The sequence below is a fragment of the Pseudomonas sp. HP_14 genome, from assembly GCF_055283875.1.
This window is the reverse complement of the sequence record NZ_JBTOQI010000009.1, coordinates 58,848-83,084: the sequence shown is the minus strand read 5'-3', so window position 1 is coordinate 83,084 and position 24,237 is coordinate 58,848. Positions and strand designations below refer to the sequence as shown.

Genomic DNA, 24,237 nt, shown 5'->3' with positions numbered 1-24,237 from the left:
CGGTGGGTTCTGCGCCGAGGGTGGATTTGACGAAGCGGATGATGAGGACCGACAGGAAGATGCTCAGCAGCAGGGCCACGCCGGTCGCCAGCAACATCAAACCGCGAAACTGGCTGGCAGTGGTTTGCACTTCATTGAGCTGCGATTTAATTGACGCTTCTTCGTAGTCGATCAAGGCGTTGATGCGCTTGAGCCACTCGCTGTAGTCGGCGGATATCTGATTGAGCAGTAATGCCTGGGAGCCCGCAATGTCGCCGCTGCGCCGCAGGCTGATCAGTTTATCGGTGGAGGCGAGGGTGCGCTGTTCGATGTCTTTGATGGCGCGCAGCATCGATTGCTCTTGCGGGCTGACAGTGTTGCTTGCGTACAACTGGTCCAACGGGGCGGCCGAGTCGACGTAGTCTTTTTGCAGGCGGCTGACTTCAGCGAGGTGGGTTTCAAGATCACGATCATTATTGACCAGCACGGCATCGCGAATGGCGATCGCGCGGTTGTGAACGCTGCCCCGGAAGTTGATGGCGTAGCGTTGCACTTTGGCGGCATTGTCGCTGACGTCTGCCAGGGTCGAGTCAATGAACCCAACCCGCTGGATACCCACGGCGGTAATCAATACAAGCAGCGAAACAACGGCGGCAAAGCCTAGGCCGATGCGGGACGCGAGGGAGATCGGGTTTTTCATGAGGTGAACTCGTGGGGAACAAACTGCTGAAGCGCGCTGGTATCAATGCGCCATCTGTTGCGGGTAGCGGGAAGATATCCTCAGGTGGTATTGACGCCCAATTGAGGGTGGCTACGGGATGGATAGTGTCATGCTATCGGATTTTCTAACCCATTCATTTGAATGGATATGGGCGTTTTTACGACGGTATCGGAGCGAACGCTTTCGTTTGCCGAGCATTGAATCTGCAGGAGCTCACCGAGGTTACGAGGCCAGCGATAGCGTTTTGTCTGATACACCGTTATCGCTGGCCTCGTAACCTCGGTGAGCTCCTACAGGATTGGGCTTGATTTAGAGGGAGCTGCGGTGTCAGGTTGGGTTGTTGCGATAGGTTTTGAGTAGGTCTTCGCGAGTTGGAAGAGGACGGGCGATATCGAGTTTAAGCGAGGGGAACGCGTTGTCACGCGGGCGATCTGTGCAGGAGGCGGTTTGGAGGGGGGGAAGCCGGGAGGGTTTGAGGCTCCCGGTTTGTATTTCGGTAGTTACAGCAGAGTGACCTTATCGCGGGCAAGCCTCGCTCCCACAAGGGAAGCGAGGTCTGCCTTGCTGCCAATGCTTATTGGCAAGCTTCGCAATCCGGCTCGTCGATAGCACAGGCCTTAGGCACTGGTGCCGGGCCGGCTGGTGCTGCTTCGGTTGGACGCGGGGCGGTGATCGCCGAGTCGTCCGGGCCGTGGCCGCCGCTCGATACTGCGTTGAGCTTGCCGGTGTTGACGGTGGATTTCTCGGTGCTGGTCGCAGCCAGGGCACGGAGGTAGTAAGTGGTTTTCAGACCACGGTACCAGGCCATGCGGTAGGTTACGTCCAGTTTCTTGCCCGATGCGCCAGCGATGTACAGGTTCAGGGACTGAGCCTGGTCGATCCACTTCTGGCGACGGCTTGCTGCGTCAACAATCCACTTGGTGTCAACTTCGAACGCGGTGGCGTACAGGTCTTTGAGTTCCTGCGGGATGCGCTCGATCTGTTGTACCGAACCGTCGTAGTACTTCAGGTCGTTGATCATGACCGAGTCCCACAGGTCGCGGGCTTTGAGGTCGCGGACCAGGTACGGGTTGATCACGGTGAATTCGCCCGAGAGGTTCGATTTCACGTACAGGTTCTGGTAAGTCGGTTCGATCGACTGCGATACGCCAGTGATGTTGGCGATGGTCGCGGTCGGTGCGATGGCCATGATGTTGGAGTTACGAATACCTTTCTGTACACGGGCACGTACTGGCGCCCAGTCCAGGGTTTCGTTCAGGTCAACGTCGATGTACTTCTGGCCACGCTGTTCGATCAGGATTTGTTGCGAATCCAGCGGCAGTACGCCTTTGGACCACAGGGAACCCTGGAACGTCTCGTAAGCGCCACGCTCGTCGGCCAGGTCGCAAGACGCCTGGATCGCGTAGTAGCTGACAGCTTCCATCGAACGGTCGGCGAACTCGACAGCCGCATCGGAACCGTAAGGGATGTGCTGCAGATACAGCGCGTCCTGGAAGCCCATGATGCCCAAGCCCACTGGACGGTGACGGAAGTTGGAGTTCTTCGCTTGCGGCACGGAGTAGTAGTTGATGTCGATCACGTTATCGAGCATGCGAACGGCTACGTCGATGGTGCGCTTGAGCTTGTCGGTGTCCAGCTTGCCGTTGACGATGTGGTTCGGCAGGTTGATCGAGCCCAGGTTGCAGACCGCGATCTCGTCCTTGTTGGTGTTCAGAGTGATCTCGGTGCACAGGTTCGAGCTGTGAACCACGCCCACGTGCTGCTGCGGGCTACGCAGGTTGCACGGGTCTTTGAAGGTCAGCCATGGGTGGCCGGTTTCGAACAGCATCGAGAGCATCTTGCGCCACAGATCTTTGGCCTGGATGGTCTTGAACAGCTTGATCTTGCCTGGGTATTCGCTCAGGGCTTCGTAGTACTCGTAACGCTCTTCGAAGGCTTTACCGGTCAGGTCGTGCAGGTCCGGTACTTCGGAAGGCGAGAACAGGGTCCATTTGCCGTCATCGAAGACACGCTTCATGAACAGGTCAGGGATCCAGTTGGCAGTGTTCATGTCGTGGGTACGACGACGGTCATCACCGGTGTTCTTGCGCAGCTCGATGAACTCTTCGATGTCCATGTGCCAGGTTTCCAGGTAAGCACACACAGCGCCTTTGCGCTTGCCACCCTGGTTAACGGCTACAGCGGTGTCGTTGACGACTTTCAGGAACGGTACAACGCCTTGGGATTTGCCGTTGGTGCCCTTGATGTACGAGCCCAGCGCGCGAACCGGTGTCCAGTCGTTGCCCAGACCGCCTGCGAATTTGGACAGCATGGCGTTGTCGTGGATGGCGTGGTAAATGCCCGACAGGTCATCCGGAACGGTGGTCAGGTAGCAGCTGGAAAGCTGCGGACGCAGGGTGCCGGCGTTGAACAGGGTAGGCGTCGACGCCATGTAGTCGAAGGACGACAACAGGTTGTAGAACTCGATGGCGCGGTCTTCTTTGGCTTTCTCTTCGATCGCCAGGCCCATGGCCACACGCATGAAGAAGATCTGCGGCAGTTCGAAACGCACGCCATCCTTGTGGATGAAGTAACGGTCGTACAGGGTTTGCAGGCCTAGGTAGGTGAACTGCTGGTCGCGCTCGTGGTTGATCGCCTTGCCCAGTTTTTCCAGGTCAAAGGTGGCCAGGATCGGGTTCAGCAATTCGAACTGAATGCCTTTGGCGATGTACGAAGGCAGCGCCTTGGCGTACAGGTCGGCCATTTCGTGGTGAGTGGCGCTTTCGGCCACTTCCAGGAAGCCCAGGCCTTCAGCGCGCAGGGTGTCCATCAGCAGGCGGGCGGTCACGAACGAGTAGTTCGGCTCACGCTCAACCAGGGTACGGGCGGTCATCACCAGTGCGGTGTTGACGTCTTTCATCGCCACGCCGTCGTACAGGTTTTTCAGGGTTTCGTTCTGGATCAGGTTGGCGTCGACTTCAGCCAGGCCTTCACACGCTTCAGTAACGATGGTGTTCAGACGACCCATGTCCAGCGGCGCAACGCTGCCATCGGCGCGGGTGATGCGGATCGAAGGGTGGGCGTCGACCGGTGTGTCGGTGCCACGAACGGCACGCTCTTTGGAGCGCTCGTTACGGTAGATCACGTAGTCGCGAGCAACTTTCTGCTCACCGGCACGCATCAGGGCCAATTCAACCTGGTCCTGGATTTCTTCGATGTGGATGGTGCCGCCCGAAGGCATGCGACGTTTGAAGGTCGCGGTAACTTGTTCGGTCAGACGGGCCACGGTGTCGTGGATGCGCGAAGACGCAGCGGCGGTGCCGCCCTCAACTGCAAGAAACGCTTTGGTGATAGCGACGGTGATTTTGTCATCGGTGTAGGCGACGACGGTGCCGTTACGCTTGATCACGCGCAGCTGGCCGGGAGCGGTCGCGGACAGATCCTGTTGGGACTGGCTTGTCTGCGGCGCCGGATTCGGCGAGTTCTCGCGAGTTGTGTCTGTTTGCATGGGTGTCTCCACGTTCTCTATGTTTGTTTGGGTGCTGATTAAGCACCCACCGATCCGGTTTGTAGGCATTCAGTCGACAAGCGTCGGCTGTAACGACCTCAAAACGGAATGGGGATGGCGGATTTCACCGTCCCTGGCTTTGAAGTCAAAAAGGCAGCGAATCGTTGCTCGCTGCCCTGGGGAATCTGTTGGATGGTGCCTGTTAAATATTGCAACAAATGCTCGGATTCGTTGCGGTCGAAGGGGGTATGCATGCTCAGGTGTATGGGGCGCTGCTTTGGCTGCTGATTGAGCCGTTGGTTCCACCCTCAAGACCTAAGAAAAATGCTTGAAATCCCTATTCGACTTGTGTTGGGTTTTTACCGTGAAACCCTACATGTAGGGTTGTTGTTGAAGCCGGGCTACAAGATAAAGCGTTTTGGACACCAATTGCAACGCACTACCTGTGGATAAAGCTGTGTGTAATCGATGTATGAAAGCTCCGTATCCCGTGTAGGCCGCATAACTACTGGACCGACGCGCTTGTGAGGCTTATTAAGGTTTTTTTACACGGCTCCGTGGATTTTTGCGGGCGCGAACCCTATCACAAAAAATGCCCCTGGCAAGGGCGGTTTGGCATGTGGTGTGCTTGGGGGCAATGGCCGCTAGAATTGTGCGGTTTTGTGGTTTGGCGGATGTTTTTGCGCAAATGCAGATGCTCTTCCTGTAGGTGCTGCCGCAGGCTGCGAAGGTGGTTCACCAGACACATTGTTTCGCAGCCTTCGGCAGCTCCTACAGGTTGAACGGTTGCCGCGGGAGAGTGTGGTGTCATGGACGCAGTCGCAGTTCGTGCAGAATGAGAGCCCCGTTATCTTCAGGAAACCCATGACCCACCCATTATTCAGCGGTGTACTTGAATGCTTCGGGCAGGGCCTGCTGGCGGACGACGATGCGCGCTCGGTGCGGTCGCTGCCAGAGCTTTTACAGGCCGAGGCGCTGGATGCGCTGTTGCTGAATATCTATGGCGCCGGGTTGCTGGCCAGTCATCGGCCGGTGTTGGTGTCGCAGTGGTCCAAGTATTACTTCATGCAGTTGATCCCTCCGGTTCTGGTGGCGGGGTTGGTGAAGGGGTGGCATTGGCCATTGCCGCTTGATCAGATTGCTGTGGCGCTGGACGAGCGTGGTGTGCCGGTCGGGTTGCGGTTTCTTGGCTTGGGCGAGCGTCAGCCTGCGCAATTCAGCAGATTGCTGGATGACAATCTGCATCCCTTTATAGAAACGCTCAGTCGGCTGGGCGATGTATCGCCAGCTGTGTTGTGGGGCAATGCCGGGGATTACCTTGAGCGCTGCCTTGTGCAACTGGGCGCTTTGACTGACATCTCGCTGGACGCGGGTTATGGGTTACTGCGCAGCAAGACCCTGAGTGATGGGCGACGCAACCCGCTGTTCAATGCCATCCGCTATGTAGGCGAGCCGCCACGTCGACAGCGGCGCAGTTGTTGCTTGAGTCATCAGGTGGAGTGGGTGGGGCGGTGTGAGCATTGTCCGACAGGAGCAGATTAGCCTGGTCAATGTAGGAGCTGCCGAAGGCTGCGAAAGCGGTGTGTCAGACAAATCTCTTTCGCAGCCTTCGGCAGCTCCTACAAATCCTGTTTTTTATTGGCAGGCACCGCCACCAGACTCAACACATGCTCGCCCTGCACGCTGAACTGCCCTTCCAGCTCTTTGCCGTTGTGCCATTCGCTGGACAGGTCAGTCAGCAACCGCAAGCGTGCATGACCGTCGGCAGACCAGTGCAGCAACTGAGCGTCTTCGAAATAGAAGCGCTTTTGCACAATGGGATAAAGCGCTTTGAACAGCGCCTCCTTTATAGAGAAGGTCAGCGTGACGTGCAGGGCGAGCTGTTCAGCAGGCCCTGCAGCCATTTGCTGCATTTCCCATGGCGTAAGAATCTCCCCGGCCAGGCGGGTGGCACGTTCTACGCTCAGCAGGTTTTCAGTGTCCAGCCCCAGGCCGCGCCAATGCTGTTTGTTGGCGACGATGGCGGCTGCCCAGCCGGTGCTGTGGGTGATGGACCCGCAGATATCCGTCGGCCAGATCGGCGCGCGGTCTTCACCGATGTCTGGCACCCAGTCGCGGCCGTCCAGATGCTGCAGCGCTGCCCTGGCGCATAACCGGCCTGCGAGGAATTCGGTTTGCCGTTTGGCGACAGAACGCTGAATGCTGGCCGGAGGCGTGATGACGCAACGCTGGAAGTCGCCATCCGCGAGCTGTTTGGGATCGAAATGACCGCTGACCAACGCCACATTTGCCAAGGCGTGAGGCAAGGGCCAATGGTGGTGGAGGGCAGGGCAGCAGGCTGGGAGTTGCGGGGTTTCAGTCATGGACGGCATTTTGCCGGGGGAATGCGGTGCTGGGAAGCGACTCGCTGAAGGCGTGCACTATAGGCCGGCCCACATAGATCCTGTAGGAGTGAGCTTGCTCGCGATTAGGCCGGTACATCTGATACATGTCCAGCGCTGGGAATACAGCTATCGCGAGCAAGCTCGCTCCTACAGAGGGGGCGTCCTGGGCGGTTTAAGCGCCAAACACTTTCTTCAAGAAGGCCTGCATGTCCTTCCACGAGCTTTCATCGGCCGCTTTGTTGTAGCCGATATCAGGGCCGCCGTGTTCGCCGTGGCTGAGGCGGTCGGCGTCGGGGTTGGTGAAGCCGTGTTTGGCGTCGGCGAGGCTGACGAACTTATAGTCGGCACCAGCCTTGTCCATTTCATTTTTGAAGGCCGCGACGTTTTCCGGAGTGACCATGCTGTCTTTGGCGCCATGCTCGACCAGCATTGGCACTTTCACGCCGGGTTGGGCCGGGGTGTTGGTGACCAGTGCGCCGTGGAAGCTGACCACGCCAGCCAGCGGTTCGCCGCGACGGGCTGCATCGAGAACGATCTTGCCGCCGAAGCAGTAACCAATGGCGGCGATTTTCTCCGGATCGGTCTGGGGTTGTTTCTTGAGTTGCTCCAGCCCTGCATCAAAGCGTTTGTTGGCGGCGTCGCTGTCTTTCAGGGCTGCCTGCATGAAGGCCATGGCGTCTTTGGGGTGTTCGGTGTTCTTGCCTTCGCCATACATGTCGATAGCCATGGCGCTGTAGCCCAATGCTGCAAGATCCCGGGCGCGACGTTTGGCGTAATCGTTCAGGCCCCACCATTCGTGGACCACGATGATGCCCGGACGCTGGCCTTTGATGGCATCGTCATACGCGTAATAACCCACCAGCGGGGTACCGTCGGCACTTTTATAGTTGACCTGTTCGGTCTTGATGGCCGCTTGGGTCAAGCCGGCCAGGCCCATCATCAGCAGTGCAATCCAGAAACGCATGATCTACTCCTTCTATACAGCGGGTGGGAATGGTGAAGAAGACTAGCGCATTGTGATGGGTGTTTTTTTATTGGGTGCGGTAGATAGTTGTTCAGCGCGGGTTCAGCGGGTGTTCAGGGCCGGTTCAGGGCGCGCAGACTAGTCTTGTGTCGTACCTGAACAGCGCCTGGCGCGAGAGGACTACACCATGATGACGTTCAACAAGTTTTTCCTGGCTCTGGCTTTTCTTGGCGGCAGCGCTGCGGCGCAGGCGGCAGACGGCGGTAATGAAGCGTCCCGAATGCCGCTGAACAAAAGCGGCGAGCGGGTCGAAAGGTTTGGCGAGAGCAGCAGGGCTTACGGCGGTAGTGTCTGGAGCCAGGACTTGAGTCAGCAGGGCGATGATCAGCCTCACGCCGACCGGCTATATTATTCGGCAGCGTATGACAGCCTGTCCGGGACTTACAACGGTGTGCCGGTCGCGCAGAAAACGCTGTCGGGGCACTATGATCTGCACCAGACTCATGTGGCCGTGCTGAATGCTGAAGAGGGTAGCTCGCAAAGCTGGAAGCCGGTGCAGCAATGATGCTTCGCGAACAAGTTCACTCCTACAAGGATGGCGGTGTGTCAGGTTGGACCGTTGCTTTTCTGTAGGAGCCAACTTGTTGGCGAGGCGGTGTGTCAGCAACGATGCTTCGCGAACAAGTTCACTCCTACAGGGATAGCGGTTTGTCAGGTTGGTCGGTTGGGCTGTGTTTGATTTTAATGAAATGTCACCCGGGAGAGCTTCATGAAGTTGCTGGTGGTTGAGGATGAGGCGTTGTTGCGCCATCACTTGCAAACCCGATTGACCGAGGCAGGCCATATTGTCGAGGCGGTCGCCAACGCTGAGGAGGCGCTGTATCAGGTTGGCCAGTTCAATCACGATTTGGCGGTGATCGATCTCGGGCTGCCAGGCATGAGCGGTCTGGAGCTGATTCGTCAGTTGCGGATCCTGGGCAAGGCGTTTCCGATTCTGATCCTGACCGCTCGCGGCAATTGGCAGGACAAGGTCGAAGGGTTGGCCGCCGGGGCTGATGATTACGTGGTCAAGCCGTTTCAGTTCGAAGAGCTGGAGGCGCGCCTCAATGCATTGCTGCGTCGGGCCAGCGGGTTTACCCATTCGACTATTGTGGCCGGGCCGCTGCTGCTTGATCTGAATCGCAAGCAGGCGACACTCGATGAGCAACCGTTGGCACTGACTGCCTACGAGTACCGGATTCTCGAATACTTGATGCGCCACCATCAGCAGGTGGTGGCCAAAGAGCGTCTGATGGAGCAGCTCTACCCCGATGACGACGAGCGCGATCCGAATGTGATCGAGGTGCTGGTCGGCCGTCTGCGGCGCAAGATCGAAGGCACTGTGGCTTTCAAACCTATCGAAACCGTTCGCGGCCTGGGCTACTTGTTCAACGAGCGCTGTACATGATTCGTTCGCTGCACCTGCGCCTGTTGATCGGCGCGGCGACCCTGGCGGTTATTTTCATGCTGCTGATGCTGCCTGCCTTGCAGGGCGCATTTAGCCTGGCGTTGCGTGGCTCTATCGAGCAGCGCCTGGCCTCGGACGTGACCACGCTGATTTCGGCGGCCCGGGTCGAAAATGGTCGTTTGTTGATGCCGTCGGTGTTGCCCGGCGAGCAGTTCAACCTGCCCGGCTCACGCTTGCTGGGTTACATCTATAACCGTCAGGGGGAGCTGGTCTGGCGCTCGCTGGCCACTGAAGATGAGTACATCGATTACCAGCCGCGGTATGACGGCAAGGGCAGCGAATTCAGCATCATCAAGGAATCCAACGGCGAAGAGTTCTTCGTTTATGACGTGGAAATCAAATTGTTGGGCGGCCGTAATGCCGCTTTCAGTATTGTCGCCCTGCAACCGGTGCGCGGTTATCAGGAAACTGTCACCGCGCTGCGGCAGAAGCTTTATCTGGGTTTTGGCGCGGCATTGATCGTACTGCTGGCGCTGCTCTGGCTGGGGCTGACCTGGGGGCTGCGTGCCCTGCGGGGTTTAAGTCAGGAGCTGGACCAGGTGGAATCCGGCCAGCGCGAAAGCCTGAGTGAAAATCATCCCAGCGAACTGTTGCGCCTGACCGGCTCGTTGAACCGCTTGTTGAGCAGTGAGCGCGAGCAGCGTATCCGTTACCGCGATTCCCTTGATGACCTGGCGCACAGCCTGAAAACGCCGCTTGCGGTGTTGCAGGGTGTCAGTGAAAACATCGCCAAACGCCCTGAGGATGTGGAACAGGCGCGCATTCTGCAATCGCAGATCGAGCGCATGAGTCAGCAGATCGGCTATCAACTGCAGCGGGCCAGCCTGCGTAAAAGCGGGCTGGTGCGTCATCACGTGCCGCTCCGGCCTGTGGTGGAAAGCCTGTGCAATACCCTTGAAAAGGTCTATCGCGACAAGCAGGTCAAGGTGACGCTGGAGTTGCCGGACGAATGCGTGGTGCCAATGGAAGAGGGCGCGTTGCTGGAAATGCTCGGCAACCTGTTGGAAAACGCATACCGGCTGTGCCTGGGACAGGTGCGCGTCAGCTTGCGCACTTCCGGCGCCGGGGATGAATTGTGCGTCGAAGACGATGGCCCTGGCGTGCCGCAAAGTCAGCGCGAACGCATCCTGCAACGTGGCGAACGACTTGACCGGCAAAACCCCGGGCAAGGCATTGGCCTGGCGGTGGTCAAGGACATCATCGAAAGCTACAACGCGCGGCTAACGCTGGATGACTCGCCGCTGGGCGGGGCTGCGTTCAGAATTCATTTCTTTGCGGGGTAGGCCCGCTGCTGCGCGTGGCGCTGTTGGAGCGAGGCTTGCCCGCGAAGAATGATGACGCGGTCTTCTCGACCTACCTCATCGACTGATTCGCGGGCAAGCCTCGCTCCAACAGGTCGCCCGCGCCATAAGCGTATTGGCCTTTAACAGTGGGTGGCAATTTGCTGGCGATGTCGGCGGATACCCGCCACTCCTGCTGATTTTCTTCCGTCAATCGGCGGAAATCCGCCACCTCTGAGCGGTTCTGCAAACCGCAGCTAAACTCCAACACACCGGTTTACATGCGTTTCAGCGTTTTTCGCGAAAGTGGCATGAGCCTTGCGATACGTGTGAGAGGTCTGCCCGTGCAGCTCGACAAAACAAATCCCTCCAGTTGCAGGAGGGTTAGCTCGTTAGGTACCGCGTTCATCACATGACTTGATGGCGCCGGTACTCTTGAGGATCTTTCCATGACGACTCGTCAGCCCCTGTATAAATCGCTGTACTTCCAGGTCATCGTAGCCATCGTGATCGGTATTCTTATCGGCCACTTCTATCCTGACACCGGCAAGGCCCTCAAGCCGCTGGGCGACGGGTTCATCAAACTGATCAAAATGGTCATTGCCCCGATCATCTTCTGTACAGTTGTTAGCGGTATCGCTGGCATGCAGAACATGAAGTCGGTAGGCAAGACTGGCGGCTACGCGCTGCTGTACTTCGAAATCGTCTCGACTATCGCCCTGCTGATCGGTCTGGTTGTGGTCAACGTTGTTCAGCCGGGTGCCGGCATGAACATCGACGTAAGCACGCTGGATGCTTCCAAGATCGCTGCTTATGTCACCGCGAGTAAGGATCAGAGCGTCGTCGGCTTCATCCTCAACGTGATTCCGAACACCATCGTGGGTGCGTTCGCTAACGGCGACATCCTGCAAGTGCTGATGTTCTCGGTGATCTTCGGCTTCGCGCTGCACCGCCTGGGCGCTTACGGCAAGCCGGTTCTGGACTTCATCGATCGCTTCGCCCACGTGATGTTCAACATCATCAACATGATCATGAAGCTGGCGCCAATCGGTGCTTTCGGCGCCATGGCGTTCACCATCGGTGCTTACGGTGTGAGCTCGCTGGTGCAACTCGGTCAGTTGATGATCTGCTTCTACATCACTTGCGTAGCGTTCGTTCTGATCGTGCTGGGTGGCATCTGCCGCGCTCACGGCTTCAGCGTTCTGAAACTGATCCGCTACATCCGTGAAGAGCTGCTGATCGTACTGGGTACTTCCTCTTCGGAATCGGCACTGCCTCGCATGCTGATCAAGATGGAACGCCTGGGTGCACAGAAATCGGTAGTGGGTCTGGTGATCCCGACTGGCTACTCGTTCAACCTGGACGGTACTTCGATCTACCTGACCATGGCGGCCGTGTTCATCGCTCAGGCGACCAACACCCACATGGACATCACCCACCAGATCACGCTGCTGCTGGTTCTGCTGCTGTCGTCCAAAGGTGCTGCTGGCGTGACCGGTAGTGGCTTTATCGTACTGGCTGCAACCCTGTCGGCTGTTGGCCACCTGCCGGTTGCCGGTCTGGCGCTGATCCTGGGTATCGACCGTTTCATGTCCGAAGCCCGCGCACTGACCAACCTGGTCGGTAACGCCGTAGCCACCGTTGTAGTTGCCAAGTGGGTTGGCGAGCTGGATACCGACAAGCTGCAAACCGAGCTGGCTTCCGGTGGTCGTGGTATTGACAACACCGCTCCAGTAGATGATCTGGGTGTTGCCGAGCTGGCTGAAGAGCCAGTGACCCGCCCGATCCCGACGCGTAAACCTGTTTAACGACAGCCCGCGTCACTGAAAAAAGCCCATCTTCGGATGGGCTTTTTTTATGGCTGCGATTTGCTTGGCTACGCTCAAGGCATGATTCGATGCTGTTATGGAGGTCCCATGCAAGGCCCGTTGTCGTCTCTTAAAGTGCTGGATTTCTCGACGTTGCTGCCAGGCCCGTTTGCGTCGTTGCTGCTGGCGGACATGGGCGCCGAGGTGTTGCGCATTGAATCACCCGGGCGCATGGACCTGTTGCGTCAGTTACCGCCCCATGATCAAGGCACATCAGCCAGCCATGCGTACCTGAACCGCAATAAGCGCAGCCTTGCGCTGGACCTCAAGCAGCCAGTCGCAGTGGAGGTGATCAAGCGTCTGGTGCTGGAGTACGACATTGTGCTGGAGCAGTTTCGGCCCGGTGTCATGGAGCGTCTGGGCATTGGCTATGAAGTGCTCAAGGCGCTCAATCCTCGGCTGATCTATGTTGCGATCACCGGCTATGGGCAAACCGGACCTTATCGGGAGCGTGCCGGGCATGACATCAACTACTTGGCAGTGTCGGGCATTGCCAGCCACACCGGGCGCACAGAAGGTGGCCCGTTGCCGCTGGGCTTTCAGGCAGCGGATGTGGCGGGCGGTTCGCTGCATGGGGTGATTGGCCTGTTGGCCGCAGTGGTAGCCCGGCAACAGACCGGGCGCGGCCAGTATGTTGACGTGAGCATGACCGACTGCGCGTTCAGCCTGAATGCCATGGCCGGGGCAGGCTATCTGGCGTGTGGCGTGGAGCCGGATCGTGAGGCGCAGATGCTGAATGGCGGCAGCTTCTATGACTATTACCGCAGTCGCGATGGGCGCTGGTTTTCAGTGGGCAGCCTTGAGCCTGTGTTCATGCAGGCGTTATGTGCCGCGTTGGGACGTCCCGAGCTGGCAAGCCAGGGGTTGTCGGCCCGCCCTGAGCTTCAGGCCAGTTTGAAGAATGAATTGCGGATGGAGTTTGAAAAACGCAGCTTTGAGGACCTGCAGGCGTGTTTTGCCCAGATTGATGCGTGCGTCGAGCCGGTGTTGAGTCTGTCTCAGGCCGTCGAGCATCCACAGTTACAGGCCCGGCAGGTGGTGACTCAGGTGCCGAGGGAGGACGGCACGTTACAAGCGCAAATCGCCTGCCCGCTGAAGTTTTCCGAAGGGTTGGCGGCTCCCCGCCACATCGGCGCACGGCTGGGCGCAGATGGCCTGCAGGTGCTCGCGGAGCTCGGCTATAGCGAAGAGCAGATCGGCGCGATGCGCGAAACCGGGGCCATTCTATGAGTGCAATGACGTCCCGCCAGGCGCGAAATTCATTCGCGAGAGATGGGGGCGGCGGCAAATATTCTTCGCCTGAAAGATCGCTTTCGCGAATGAATTCGCTACTACCGTTGTCGTTCGTTTCAGGCTGGAAGTGTGGCGGATAAATGACATACCGGTAGGAGCGAATTCATTCGCGAGAGATGGGGCAGGCGGTAAATGTTCGTCGCCTGAAAGATCGCCTTCGCGAATGAATTCGCTACTACCGTTGTCGTTCGTTTCAGGCTGGAAGTGTGGCGGATAAATGACATACCGGTAGGAGCGAATTCATTCGCGAGAGATGGGGGCGGCGGCAAATATTCTTCGCCTGGAAGATCGCCTTCGCGAATGAATTCGCTCCTACCGTTGGAGTTCGTTCCGGGTTGGAGTGCGATGCCTCACTCCAACCGTGTTTCGCCACTGAATACCAGTGTTTCCCGGCAGCTTCGGCACAGGTAGCGGCGGCCTTTACGGACCATCTGGTGGCGTTGTGGCGAAAACGGGAAGTCGCTTTCCGGGCAGGGGCAGCGGTAGATGTAACGGGTCACGGTGCGGCGTTTGATAGCGTAGGTGTGGCAACGGTTGGGCGGCAACTCGTAGACACCACGCATGATTAACTGCCACTCCTCGCCATGAGGCTGGATGCGGTCGCCGAACAATTGGTGGGCAATCAGGTGTGCGACTTCGTGAGCGACGGTCTGGCGCAGGAAATCTTCGCTGTTTTCCCGGTACAGCTGAGGGTTGAAGCGCAGCATGTTCTCATGCAGGTGCGCGACACCGGCTTTCTGGCCGCGCAGCTTGAGGCTGACAACCGGGCGTTTGAAAGGGCGTTTGAAAAAGGCTTCGGCTTGTTGGTAACAGGTTTCGACGCGGGTGTTGAGTTGCTCAGGCATGCTTCATCGGTCTCCAGAGACGCCGAGTATGCCGTATAAGGCCGGAGTATCGAAAACTCAAGCTGCCCAATGGTCGTAATGGCGTAACAGATACCCTTGCAGGAGCTGCCGAAGGCTGCGAAACGGTTTTACATGACACGCCAATTCGCAGCCTTCGGCAGCTCATAGAGAGATGTGCCGCATCAGTTTGTATATTCCGGCCCGACACCGATGCCCCACAGCACTACGGTGAAGGCCATGATTGCGACAAGCACCACCAGACCCACCGCCAGAATCGAACTAGAGAACATGAAGCCTTCGTCGGCGGGGACCTTCATGAAGGTGGGGACGCCCACATATAGCAGGTAAACCGTGTAACAGATGGCGGCGGTGCCCACCAGCATGCCCAGCCACAGATGTGGATAAAGCGCTGCCAGCCCGCCGAGGAACAGCGGCGTTGCCGTGTAAGTCGCAAAAGCGATACAGCGCGCCAAGCTGGGTGTGGCGTCGTAGGTGCGGGCCATCCAGTGAATGAAACCGCCCATGATTGCGACACCGGCGAGCATGGCGATGTACGACATGATCGTCATCCAGATCGCACTTTCATGGGTCAGCATGACGGGGGCTCTTTCACCAATGACCCAACCCATCTGCGTCGTGCCGATATAAGCCGAAACCGCCGGGATCGCCGCCAGGATCAGCGTGTGCGTGAGGTACATGTGGCCGATGCTTTCCTCTTTTTCGCCACGGATCTCTTGCCATTCCCGGTCGGGATGTGTGAACAGTCCCCAGACGTGGTGGATCATGTGGATTACTCCTTCCTGTCAGCCGTAGCGCGTTCTGTTAGGAGCTGACTTCCTGGCGAGGCGCTGTGGCAGGGCGCGAGCTTCGCGAACAAGTTCGCTCCTACCCTTTGGATGCCAGCTCAGTAGGAGTATAGGAAGCGCAGACCTGGGCTTTAGAGTCATTGGGCATGTCCAGCACCTTGCTTATAGCCCGATGCAACAACGTAACAGGCTTCAGCGATACAGGAATTATGCGTAAAATACCGGCCCTTTCATCCTGTCTTCTCGTCATCGCAACCGGATACCAGCGCCATGGGCACCCTTTCAGTCAATCAGAACAAACTGCAGAAACGCTTGCGTCGCCTGGCGGGAGAAGCCGTTGCCGACTTCAACATGATTGAAGAGGGTGACAAGGTCATGGTCTGCCTGTCCGGCGGTAAAGACAGCTACACCATGCTCGATGTGCTGATGCACCTGCAGAAGGTCGCGCCAATCAAGTTCGATATCGTCGCGGTGAACATGGATCAGAAGCAGCCGGGCTTCCCCGAGCATGTGCTGCCAGCCTATCTGGAGACGCTGGGTATCGAGTATCACATCGTCGAGAAAGACACCTACTCGGTGGTCAAGGAGCTGATCCCGGAAGGCAAGACCACGTGCTCGCTGTGCTCGCGTCTGCGTCGCGGCACGCTGTATACCTTTGCTGACGAGATTGGCGCGACCAAGATGGCGCTGGGGCATCACCGCGATGACATCGTCGAGACGTTCTTTCTCAACATGTTCTTCAACGGCTCACTGAAAGCCATGCCGCCGAAGCTGCGCGCTGACGATGGCCGCAACGTGGTGATCCGCCCATTGGCGTACTGCCATGAGAAGGACATTCAGGCCTACTCCGACTTCAAGAACTTCCCGATCATCCCGTGCAATCTCTGTGGCTCTCAGGAAAACCTGCAGCGTCAGGTGGTCAAGGACATGCTTCAGGAGTGGGAGCGCAAGACACCGGGCCGTACCGACAGCATTTTCCGCAGCCTGCAGAATGTCATTCCGTCGCAGTTGGCTGACCGCAACCTGTTCGACTTCACCAACCTGCGCATCGACGAAACCGCCGCGTCTCGGTTTGTGAATGTGGTGAATATCTAAAGGCGGTTTCTGTAGGAGCTGCCGCAGGCTGCGAAGCGCATTGGCTGATACGTCGCGATTCGCAGCCTTCGGCAGCTCCTACAGATTTAGTAGACTCAGTGATTCACCGTAAACGCCAGCATTGCTGACAGCTGGCACAGCGGCCTGCCGCTTTCGCTTTGCCATTGGTTGAACACTTGCTGGACGATGGCCTGATCGCGTTTGCTGGTTGGCACTTTGTCGACGATCTTCTGTGCGTTGAGCGCGGCTACCACGTCCCAGGTGGGAATAAAGGTGTCTTTGCCGACCATGCGCAAGAAACGCGGTGCAGACAGCCCGCCCATCTGGTTGCCGTGTTTGGCCAGGTACTGCCAGAGCCCGGTAATGTCATCTACTGGCCATTGAGCGATGAAGTTGCCGAAGCTGCCGTGTTCCTTTTCGATGTCCAGTACCAGTTGGGCGTTACGCGGCACGCTTTTGAGCTTGCCCAGGTGGCGAATAATCCGCGCATCCTGCATCAGCCGTTCAAGGTGGTCGGCGCCCATGAGCACCACTTTTTCCGGATCGAAACGGTAAAACACCTCTTCGAAAGACGGCCATTTGGCGTCCACCAGACTGTGCTTCAAACCTGCACGAAACACCCGCAAGGCCATGGTCGACAGGTAGCGGTCGTCGCTAATGGCTTGCAGTTGTTTACTGGTTTTAGGTGTTGGCAAATGTGATTCAAGGGCTTTAGCCGAGCCGAAGCGGTTCAGGCAGTACTCATTCAGCCATTTGTAGTCGTGCATTACTGCTCCAGAAAATGATGCGTACAGCCTCAGACTTGGCCTTCGCCCGCAAGTTTGCGGTTTCGCTGAAAAGTCCATCTGATGTACAGCAGGGCGCTGACGAATACGGTCAGGCTGGCAAGCATTTCCAGCACGCCGAACAGAGCGCGGTTGGGATCGAACGCGGCCAGCGCACCTTTGATGAAGTACAGGTTGACCACAAAACACAGCCACGAATACGCGCGTGGGCTACCGCTGATGATCCCCGGTGCGAACAGCAGCAGCGGTACCAGTTCGATCAGCAGAATCACCCAGGGTCTAGCGCCATGCAGGTCGGCAATACCCAGGTAATAAATGCTCAGCAGCGCGATCAGCCCGAGAAAACTGGTCAGGCTGATCAGGCGGCTGATCTTCACGCGTGGTTCAAGCCAATCCAGCGCAGGCAGGACTTTGGGCTTTTTAGCCACGGGACGGGTCCAGCAGCAGGGCGGTTTTCGCCAGGCGCTGACCGAGTGCGCGACACAGTTGGGTTTCGTGCGGGTCCAGCGGACGCTTGCCGTCCGGCCCGGCGTGGTGGCTCGCGCCGTATGGCGTGCCGCCGCCGCTGGTTTCCACCAGTGCCGATTCGCTGTAAGGCAGGCCGGTGATCAGCATGCCGTGGTGCAGCAACGGCAGCAGCATCGACATCAGGGTGGTTTCCTGGCCGCCATGCAGGCTGGCGGTGGAGGTGAACACGCTGGCCGGTTTGCCCACCAGCGCGCCGGTCAGCCACAGGTTGCTGGTGCCATCCAGGAAGTATTTGAGCGGCGCAGCCATGTTGCCGAAACGCGTCGGGCTGCCCAGGGCCAGGCCCGCGCAGTTCTTCAGGTCATCAAGGGTCGCGTACAGCGCGCCACTTTCCGGGATGCTTGGCGCCACGGCTTCACATTCGGTCGAGATGGCTGGCACGGTACGCAAACGCGCTTCCATGCCGCCCAGTTCGATGCCGCGGGCAATCTGCCGGGCCATTTCGCTGGTAGAGCCGTTGCGGCTGTAGAACAGAACCAGAATGTAGGGCGTGCTCATGGCAAAAGCTCCAGGACGTTTTCCGGTGGGCGGCCGATCACGGCCTTGTCACCGGCCACCAGAATCGGTCGCTCGATGAGTTTTGGATGGGCAGCCATGGCAGCGATCAGGGCGTCGTCACTCAGGCTCTTGTCTGCAAGGTTAAGGGTTTTGTAATCATCCTCACCGGTGCGCAGCAGTTGGCGGGCGCCGATGCCCAGCTTGCTCAGCAAATCGCGCAGTTGCCCGGCGTCGGGTGGGGTTTCCAGGTACAGCACGATGGACGGGTTCAGGCCGCGGCCTTGCAGCAGTTCCAGCGCGCCGCGTGATTTGGAGCAGCGCGGGTTGTGATAAAGCGTCAGATCGGTCATTTGAAGGTCGCATCTTGCGTAAGGTGGCGGCTATTCTACCCGCCATAGGACCTGGGCTAAACACCGAGCGGTGATCGGTCGCAGGTTTGAGTATTCGATGAGAGTCGCCCCGGCGTCCCTGACACCACGCTGTCGCGGAGCAAACACTGGCCTGTAGGAGCTCACCGAGGTTACGAGGCCAGCGATAGCGGTTTATCTGACACACCGCCATCGCTGGCCTCGTAACCTCGGTGAGCTCCTACAGGATTTGGGTCAACTCTGAAAATTGCATCTTGTTTGATAGGAGTGAGGAACAACATGGCGAGGCGATTGGCAGCAGTAGTGGCATTGGTCGGCAGTATGTTGCTGGCGGGGTGTGGCGTGGATCTGGGGACTGACCAGAACGGCCAGAAAGTTGCCAGCGAGCGTATCGACAAGCATTGGCTGGTGATCAATTACTGGGCTGAATGGTGCGGCCCGTGCCGGGTTGAAATCCCGGAACTCAATCACCTGTCGGAAGAGCTCAAGGACCAGAAGGTGACGGTGCTTGGCGTCAACTTCGACAACTTGCAGGGCGAAGAACTGAAAACCGCCAGCAATGCACTGGGCATCAAGTTCACGGTATTGGCTCAGGACCCGGCTGCGCAGTATGACCTGCCGCCGAGCGAGGCATTACCGGTGACCTACATCATCGACGACAAGGGCAAGATGCGCGAGCAGTTGCTGGGCGAACAGACCGCCGCCGGTGTGACGGCGAAGCTGAAGGCGCTGCGCGGGGAGGGGTGAAATCTAATAGGCAGGAAAAACCTCTATCGGCTGCACCATCGCCTCGCGAACAAGTTCGCTCCTACCGGGCAGTGCCGTGTCAGGTTGTTCTGGTAGGAGGCAACTTGTTGGCGAGAGGAACTGACGCGTTTATTCAGGCACACTCGCGAACAAGTGCGCTCCTACCGGAAATGGTGCAACCCAGGGTTCAACCCTCTTCCCAGAACCTCAACGGTTTGCCTTGCGCAGGCCAAAGGCGCAGTTGGTCGATGGGGGAAATGTCCCAGCGCTGGACTTTGCCAACCGCTTGCAGGAAGCGCTGCTCTTGCTCCATCAACGCCGGGGCGCACATTTTGCGGGTGCTGCCGACGGCGCCAAACGTAATGGTTTCGTCCTGCAGGGTGTACGAGGCGAACCAGTGGTTGCAACCCGCATTGCCGTAAGCACGGCCATCGGCGCCCAGAGTCATGGTCAAGTGGCTGCTGTCGATCAGCGGACGTTCGCCGATCCATTCCAGCACGTAGCTTTGATCATGCTTGATCGGCAGCGGTTGGGACGCACACCCGGTCAGCAAGGCAGCACCGGCCAGTGCTGACAGCACAAACGGTTTCATGCAGCTTTCTCCTGGCACTTCTTGCACACGTGCTTCTCGCCTTCGGATTTCCAGCCCAGTTCGGCGATGCGTGCCGAGGCGGCAGGTTTCTGTGCGGCAACGCCAGCTTTGGCGTCGACCATGAACTCGAAGTCCAGCACTGCGCCACAGCTGTCGCAGTTGACCTTCCATTGATGGATAGCCAGTTCGTCGAACACCGGGCCCTTGGCCACGGCAATCCATTGACCCGGCGGGTTGATCAGGTGCCGTACCTTCTCGACCTGCAGGCGCATGTGCAGGGTTTTACTGCCCTTGATGGTGACTAGCAGCTCGTCACGGTCGTGGATCGAGCCGCCGTTGCCGGTCACTTGATAGCGGCCGGGCGCCAGGGTGCGGCACTCGGTCAGGGTGTGTTGCGGGTTGAGCATGCTGTAACGGAAATCGTGTTCGGCCATGAGGTCCTCCAAATTGCGCGCATCCTATCACGCACATGCGCCATTTCTCCCCTCGCTAACTCGCCACCAGATTTTGCGCTGAACCACTGGCCCAGGCGTCAATGTTGTCCAGCGTGGTCTGCGCAATGGCGCCGAGCGCTTCGTGGGTCAGAAAAGCCTGATGAGCGGTCACGATAACATTGGGAAATGTCAGCAAACGGGCGAGCACGTCGTCTTGCAGCGGGTGGTCGGAGCGGTCTTCGAAAAACAGCAAGGCTTCCTCTTCGTAAACATCCAGCCCCAGATAACCCAGCTGTCCGCTTTTCAATGCTTCGCTCAAGGCCGGGGTGTCGACCAATGCGCCGCGCCCGGTATTGATCAGCATGGCGCCGGGTTGCATGGTCGCCAGGGAGCGGGCATTGATCAGGTGTCGGGTTTGCGGGGTGAGCGGGCAATGGAGGCTGATGATTTGCGCCTGTTGCAGCAGTTCGTCGAGGCTCAGGTAACGTGCGCCAAGCGCCTCGACCTGTGGGTTGGGGAAGGGGTCATATGCCAGTAGCTGGCAACCGAAGCCGGACATGATCCTGGCAAAGGTTGCGCCGATCTGCCCGGTGCCGACGATGCCGACGGTTTTGCCCACCAGATCGAAGCCGGTCAGGCCGTGCAGGCTGAAGTCGCCATCGCGGGTGCGGTTGTAGGCGCGATGCAAGCGGCGGTTGAGGGCCAGGATCAACGCGACGGCATGTTCAGCGACGGCATGCGGTGAGTAGGCGGGCACCCGCACGACGCTGATCCCTAATTGCTGTGCGGTTGGCAGGTCAACGTGGTTGTACCCGGCCGAGCGCAAGGCGATCAAGCGTGTGCCGCCAGCAGCCAGACGCTCCAGCACTGGGGCACTGAGGTCGTCATTGATGAAGGCGCAGACCACCTCGTGGCCGTCCGCCAGGGCGACGGTTTCCAGTGTCAGGCGTGCGGGTTGGAAGTGCAGCTGCAGGTTGGCGGGCAGATGAGCGGCAAGGAAACTGTCGCGGTCGTAAGTCTGGCTGCTGAAGATCAAAATGCGCATCTACGGTTCCTTGTAGTTGGGGGAGATACCGGATCCTGTAGGAGCTTCCGAAGGCTGCGAAGCATTTCACTGATACACCGCGATCGCAGCCTTCGGCAGCTCCTACGGGTCCTGTGTTTGGCGCGAGCCAGCGCAGTGCTCTGGGCAGCGGGCTCACACCCGTCAAATCAGGCACTCACCCGAGCTTCATCGGCCAGACGTTTCATGGCGGATTCCAGTTCGTCCAGTGCTTCGTCGACTTGTGGTGCATTTTGCTTGAGCAGGGTTTCGCTGCGTTGACATGCAGCACGTAATTGCGGAACTCCACAGTATCGGGTTGCGCCATGCAGACGATGTACGCGTTCAAGCAGGGTGTCTCGATCATCGGCTTCACGGGCTGCGCGGATTGCGTCGCGGTCACCATCCAGCGAGGCCAGCAGCATGGCCAGCATGTCAGCGGCCAGATCGGGTTTGCCAGCGGCCAGTTTCAGCCCTTCGTTGTGATCAAGCACCTGCAGGTCCGCGCTGCGGTGGCTGGACTCGACCGGCCGTTCGGGGGCTTGATTGCGCAACGCCAGACCGGTCCACTTCAGCACCACCTGGGCCAGTTGCCGTTCACTGATGGGCTTGGTCAGGTAATCGTCCATGCCGCTTTGCAGCAGTGCACGTTTTTCGTTGGCCATGGCGTGGGCGGTCAGCGCAACGATAGGCAGCGATGAACTCTGACGTTCGGTCTCCCAGGCGCGAATCGCTTCGGTGGTCTGGCGGCCATCCATGCCGGGCATTTGCACATCCATCAGCACCAGATCGAAGGTCTCGGTCTGCACCGCGTGCAGCGCCGCGTAGCCGCTGTCCACTGCGGTGACATCGGCGCCCATGTCTTCCAGCAGGGTTTGCACCAACAACAGATTGGCCGGGTTATCGTCCACGCACAGCAGGCGCGGTGGACGGCTCGAAAGCGGCTCTGCTGCATCGCTGCGCTGGGTGCGAGGGCTGATCAGTTCGCACAAGGCACGACGCAGTTTGCGGGTGCAGGCCGGTTTGGCCTGCAGTTGGGTATAGACATCCGGAACGGCCAGCTGGAACAGCGCCTGCTCGGTGGTCGGGCAGAGCACCAGCACTTTGCAGTCGAGGTTTTCCAGGTCCCAGATGTGCTGGCGCAAGCGCTCCGGTGGCAATTCGTGAGCGGTGATGCCCAAGACCGCGAGGCTGATCGCCGCCGGAGTTTGATGCGCGGCGGTGACGCCGTTGAGCAGGTTTTCCAGATTATTGAACACCAGCGTCTGCAAGCCGCAGTCTTCCAGTTGGTGCTCAAGTGCCTGACGGGCCAGATCGTGTTGTTCCAGTACGGCGACCCGCAGCCCTTGCAGCGGCAGGGCAGGCAGGTCTTCGATATCGTCGCGCGCTTTGGGCAGGCGCAGGCTGATCCAGAATTCCGAACCTTCACCGGGCTCGCTGTCGACGCCAATCTCGCCACCCATCTGTTCGATCAGGCGCTTGGAAATCACCAGGCCCAGGCCGGTACCGCCTGGCTGGCGGGACAAGGAGTTGTCAGCCTGACTGAAGGCCTGAAACAAGGCGCGTACGTCCTGGCTGGAAAGGCCGATGCCGGTATCTTGCACGCTAATGCGCAGTTGGGCGCTGTCTTCGGTTTCGTCCTCGACCATGGCCCGGGCGACGATGGTGCCTTCGCGGGTGAACTTGATCGCGTTGCTGACCAGGTTGGTCATGATCTGTTTCAGCCGCAGCGGGTCGCCATGCAATGACAGCGGCGTGTCGCGGTACACCAGGCTGACCAGCTCCAGTTGTTTGGCGTGGGCCGCCGGGGCGAGGATGGTCAGGGTGTCCTGCAGCAGGTCGCGCAGGTTGAACGGCACGTTGTCGAGGACCAGTTTGCCAGCCTCGATTTTCGAGAAATCGAGAATTTCGTTGATGATGCCCAGCAGGCTGTCGGCGGACTTTTCAATGGTGCTCAAGTAATCGTGCTGGCGGGGCGTGAGTTCGCTTTTTTGCAGCAGGTGAGTAAAACCGAGAATGCCGTTGAGCGGGGTGCGAATCTCATGGCTCATGTTGGCCAGAAACTCGGATTTGATCCGGCTGGCTTCCAGCGCTTCTTTGCGCGCAAGGTCCAGCTCGATGTTCTGGATTTCGATGGTCTCCAGATTCTGTCGTACGTCTTCGGTCGCCTGCTCGATGCTGTGCTGCAATTCTTCCTGAGCATTTTGCAGCGTGGCCGCCATGCGGTTGATGCCCGAGGCCAGTTCATCCAGCTCCAGGCTGCCCAGCGGCGGCAGGCGGGTTTCCAGATTGCCGTCCTTGAGTTGGGAAACTGCCTGTTTGATCAGGCTGATCGGGCCATTGATCGTGCGGCTCATGCGCAACGCAAGCACCGCGGTCAGGCCCATGCCTGCCAGGATCAGCAGCAGGCTGAAGAACATGCTGCGATAACCGCGCAACAACGTGCCGCTGTGGGTCAGCTCGACTTCGACCCAGCCCAGCAGGCGGTCGGCTTCATCGGGAATCAGCTCGCCGGTCAGGTGACGCTGGCGACCAAGCACCGGCAGCAAATAGCGTGTCGCGTCATTGCCAGTGCGTTGCAGGAGTCTGGTGCCGCTGCCCTCCGGGGGCGGGTTGATCATGCTCGGCCCGGCATGGGCCAGTGGTTCCCGGTCCTCGCCAAGGAACGATACAGATCGCACATCGTTTTCTTCCAGCGTCTGCACCGCGATCCGCTCAAGCAAGGCGCTGTCTTTGCGATCAAGTGCCTGCGCGGCGAGAGGTGCCAGCTCCTGGGCAATCATTTCGCCGCGCTTGAGCAACTGCGCCTGCAGGTCGCTCAGTTGCATCCAGGTGAAATACCCCCCCAGCAGCGTCGCCATAATGATGGCTGGCACGATGGTCAGCAGTAGCACGCGGCCTTTGATACCCAGCTTTTTCAGCACACTTGTTTCTCCAGCGGGCCAGAATGGCCGGTGATCTTCACGCGGCTTGAAGGTTGGCGGATGTCAGGTTGATGCGGGCAAGTGTAGCTA

At 58.7% G+C, this 24,237-nt stretch carries 21 protein-coding genes; 8 read left to right on the top strand and 13 right to left on the bottom strand.

Annotated elements, in window-relative coordinates; translation table 11 throughout:
- Positions 1–1,274 precede the first annotated feature (1,274 nt).
- On the bottom strand, positions 1,275–4,187 hold the full coding sequence (locus tag ACYASS_RS08675; RefSeq protein ID WP_463585821.1) for a ribonucleoside-diphosphate reductase subunit alpha: 2,913 nt from the start codon (positions 4,185–4,187) through the stop codon (positions 1,275–1,277).
- 864 nt (positions 4,188–5,051) lie between these two features.
- Here ACYASS_RS08675 and fhuF point away from each other — a divergent pair.
- Positions 5,052–5,729 (top strand): siderophore-iron reductase FhuF, encoded by a 678-nt coding sequence (fhuF, locus tag ACYASS_RS08670; protein ID WP_463585820.1) that lies wholly within the window; start codon positions 5,052–5,054, stop codon positions 5,727–5,729.
- 77 nt (positions 5,730–5,806) lie between these two features.
- On the opposite strand, the gene ACYASS_RS08665 is transcribed toward fhuF, so the two are convergent.
- Positions 5,807–6,550: a 4'-phosphopantetheinyl transferase family protein gene (locus ACYASS_RS08665; protein WP_463585819.1), complete on the bottom strand. Its 744-nt coding sequence runs from the start codon at positions 6,548–6,550 to the stop codon at positions 5,807–5,809.
- Between the two features lie 193 nt (positions 6,551–6,743).
- Positions 6,744–7,535 carry a dienelactone hydrolase family protein gene (locus tag ACYASS_RS08660; RefSeq protein WP_463585818.1) on the bottom strand — a complete coding sequence of 264 codons (792 nt, stop codon included), beginning with the start codon at positions 7,533–7,535 and terminating at the stop codon, positions 6,744–6,746.
- A gap of 187 nt (positions 7,536–7,722) precedes the next feature.
- Here ACYASS_RS08660 and ACYASS_RS08655 point away from each other — a divergent pair, with 187 nt between their 5' ends.
- The 5 genes from ACYASS_RS08655 to ACYASS_RS08635 all read left to right on the top strand — a co-directional run bounded on the left by ACYASS_RS08655 (position 7,723) and on the right by ACYASS_RS08635 (position 13,420).
- A complete protein-coding gene (locus ACYASS_RS08655; RefSeq protein WP_463585817.1) occupies positions 7,723–8,100 on the top strand; it encodes a hypothetical protein in 378 nt (125 codons plus the stop codon).
- Positions 8,101–8,304: 204 nt separating this feature from the next.
- Positions 8,305–8,982, top strand: a complete 678-nt coding sequence (locus ACYASS_RS08650) for a response regulator (RefSeq protein WP_463585816.1) — start codon at positions 8,305–8,307, stop codon at positions 8,980–8,982.
- Positions 8,979–10,325: an ATP-binding protein gene (locus tag ACYASS_RS08645; protein ID WP_463585815.1), complete on the top strand. Its 1,347-nt coding sequence runs from the start codon at positions 8,979–8,981 to the stop codon at positions 10,323–10,325. Before ACYASS_RS08650 ends, ACYASS_RS08645 begins: the two co-directional genes overlap by 4 nt.
- A 446-nt stretch (positions 10,326–10,771) precedes the next feature.
- Complete coding sequence (locus tag ACYASS_RS08640) at positions 10,772–12,130, top strand: dicarboxylate/amino acid:cation symporter (protein WP_122665898.1); 1,359 nt, start codon at positions 10,772–10,774, stop codon at positions 12,128–12,130.
- A 108-nt stretch (positions 12,131–12,238) separates the two neighbouring features.
- Entirely contained in the window at positions 12,239–13,420 is a 1,182-nt protein-coding gene (locus tag ACYASS_RS08635) for a CaiB/BaiF CoA transferase family protein (RefSeq protein ID WP_463585814.1), read from the top strand.
- Positions 13,421–13,833: 413 nt separating this feature from the next.
- On the opposite strand, the gene ACYASS_RS08630 is transcribed toward ACYASS_RS08635, so the two are convergent.
- A complete protein-coding gene (locus ACYASS_RS08630) occupies positions 13,834–14,328 on the bottom strand; it encodes a SprT family zinc-dependent metalloprotease (protein WP_463585813.1) in 495 nt (164 codons plus the stop codon).
- Between the two features lie 182 nt (positions 14,329–14,510).
- Entirely contained in the window at positions 14,511–15,113 is a 603-nt protein-coding gene (locus tag ACYASS_RS08625; protein WP_243245367.1) for a Yip1 family protein, read from the bottom strand.
- 291 nt (positions 15,114–15,404) lie between these two features.
- Between ACYASS_RS08625 and ttcA the strand changes: the two genes are divergently transcribed.
- Positions 15,405–16,229, top strand: coding sequence for a tRNA 2-thiocytidine(32) synthetase TtcA (gene ttcA, locus ACYASS_RS08620; RefSeq protein WP_122665894.1), 825 nt, complete (start codon positions 15,405–15,407; stop codon positions 16,227–16,229).
- A gap of 95 nt (positions 16,230–16,324) precedes the next feature.
- Here the strand turns inward: ttcA and ACYASS_RS08615 are convergent, their stop codons facing one another.
- From ACYASS_RS08615 to arsC, 4 genes are read right to left on the bottom strand one after another with little or no spacing between them, the layout of a single operon-like run.
- Positions 16,325–16,996 carry a DNA-3-methyladenine glycosylase I gene (locus ACYASS_RS08615; protein ID WP_463585812.1) on the bottom strand — a complete coding sequence of 224 codons (672 nt, stop codon included), beginning with the start codon at positions 16,994–16,996 and terminating at the stop codon, positions 16,325–16,327.
- Between the two features lie 29 nt (positions 16,997–17,025).
- Positions 17,026–17,442 (bottom strand): DUF2069 domain-containing protein, encoded by a 417-nt coding sequence (locus ACYASS_RS08610; protein ID WP_463585811.1) that lies wholly within the window; start codon positions 17,440–17,442, stop codon positions 17,026–17,028.
- Positions 17,435–18,040 carry an NAD(P)H:quinone oxidoreductase gene (gene wrbA / locus ACYASS_RS08605; protein WP_122665891.1) on the bottom strand — a complete coding sequence of 202 codons (606 nt, stop codon included), beginning with the start codon at positions 18,038–18,040 and terminating at the stop codon, positions 17,435–17,437. The genes ACYASS_RS08610 and wrbA overlap by 8 nt, the downstream gene beginning before the upstream one ends.
- Positions 18,037–18,390: an arsenate reductase (glutaredoxin) gene (arsC, locus tag ACYASS_RS08600; RefSeq protein WP_243245364.1), complete on the bottom strand. Its 354-nt coding sequence runs from the start codon at positions 18,388–18,390 to the stop codon at positions 18,037–18,039. Before arsC ends, wrbA begins: the two co-directional genes overlap by 4 nt.
- Positions 18,391–18,687: 297 nt before the next feature.
- Between arsC and ACYASS_RS08595 the strand changes: the two genes are divergently transcribed.
- Positions 18,688–19,155, top strand: a complete 468-nt coding sequence (locus ACYASS_RS08595; protein WP_463585810.1) for a TlpA disulfide reductase family protein — start codon at positions 18,688–18,690, stop codon at positions 19,153–19,155.
- A gap of 187 nt (positions 19,156–19,342) precedes the next feature.
- Here ACYASS_RS08595 and ACYASS_RS08590 read toward each other — a convergent pair whose 3' ends face one another.
- From ACYASS_RS08590 to ACYASS_RS08575, 4 genes are all read right to left on the bottom strand, one after another.
- Entirely contained in the window at positions 19,343–19,747 is a 405-nt protein-coding gene (locus ACYASS_RS08590; RefSeq protein WP_463585809.1) for an META domain-containing protein, read from the bottom strand.
- Positions 19,744–20,181, bottom strand: coding sequence for a hypothetical protein (locus ACYASS_RS08585; RefSeq protein WP_122665887.1), 438 nt, complete (start codon positions 20,179–20,181; stop codon positions 19,744–19,746). The genes ACYASS_RS08590 and ACYASS_RS08585 overlap by 4 nt, the downstream gene beginning before the upstream one ends.
- Before the next feature lie 55 nt (positions 20,182–20,236).
- Positions 20,237–21,226 (bottom strand): 2-hydroxyacid dehydrogenase, encoded by a 990-nt coding sequence (locus tag ACYASS_RS08580; RefSeq protein WP_463585808.1) that lies wholly within the window; start codon positions 21,224–21,226, stop codon positions 20,237–20,239.
- 167 nt (positions 21,227–21,393) lie between these two features.
- Positions 21,394–24,147, bottom strand: a complete 2,754-nt coding sequence (locus tag ACYASS_RS08575; protein ID WP_243245360.1) for a response regulator — start codon at positions 24,145–24,147, stop codon at positions 21,394–21,396.
- Between the last annotated feature and the right edge of the window lie 90 nt (positions 24,148–24,237).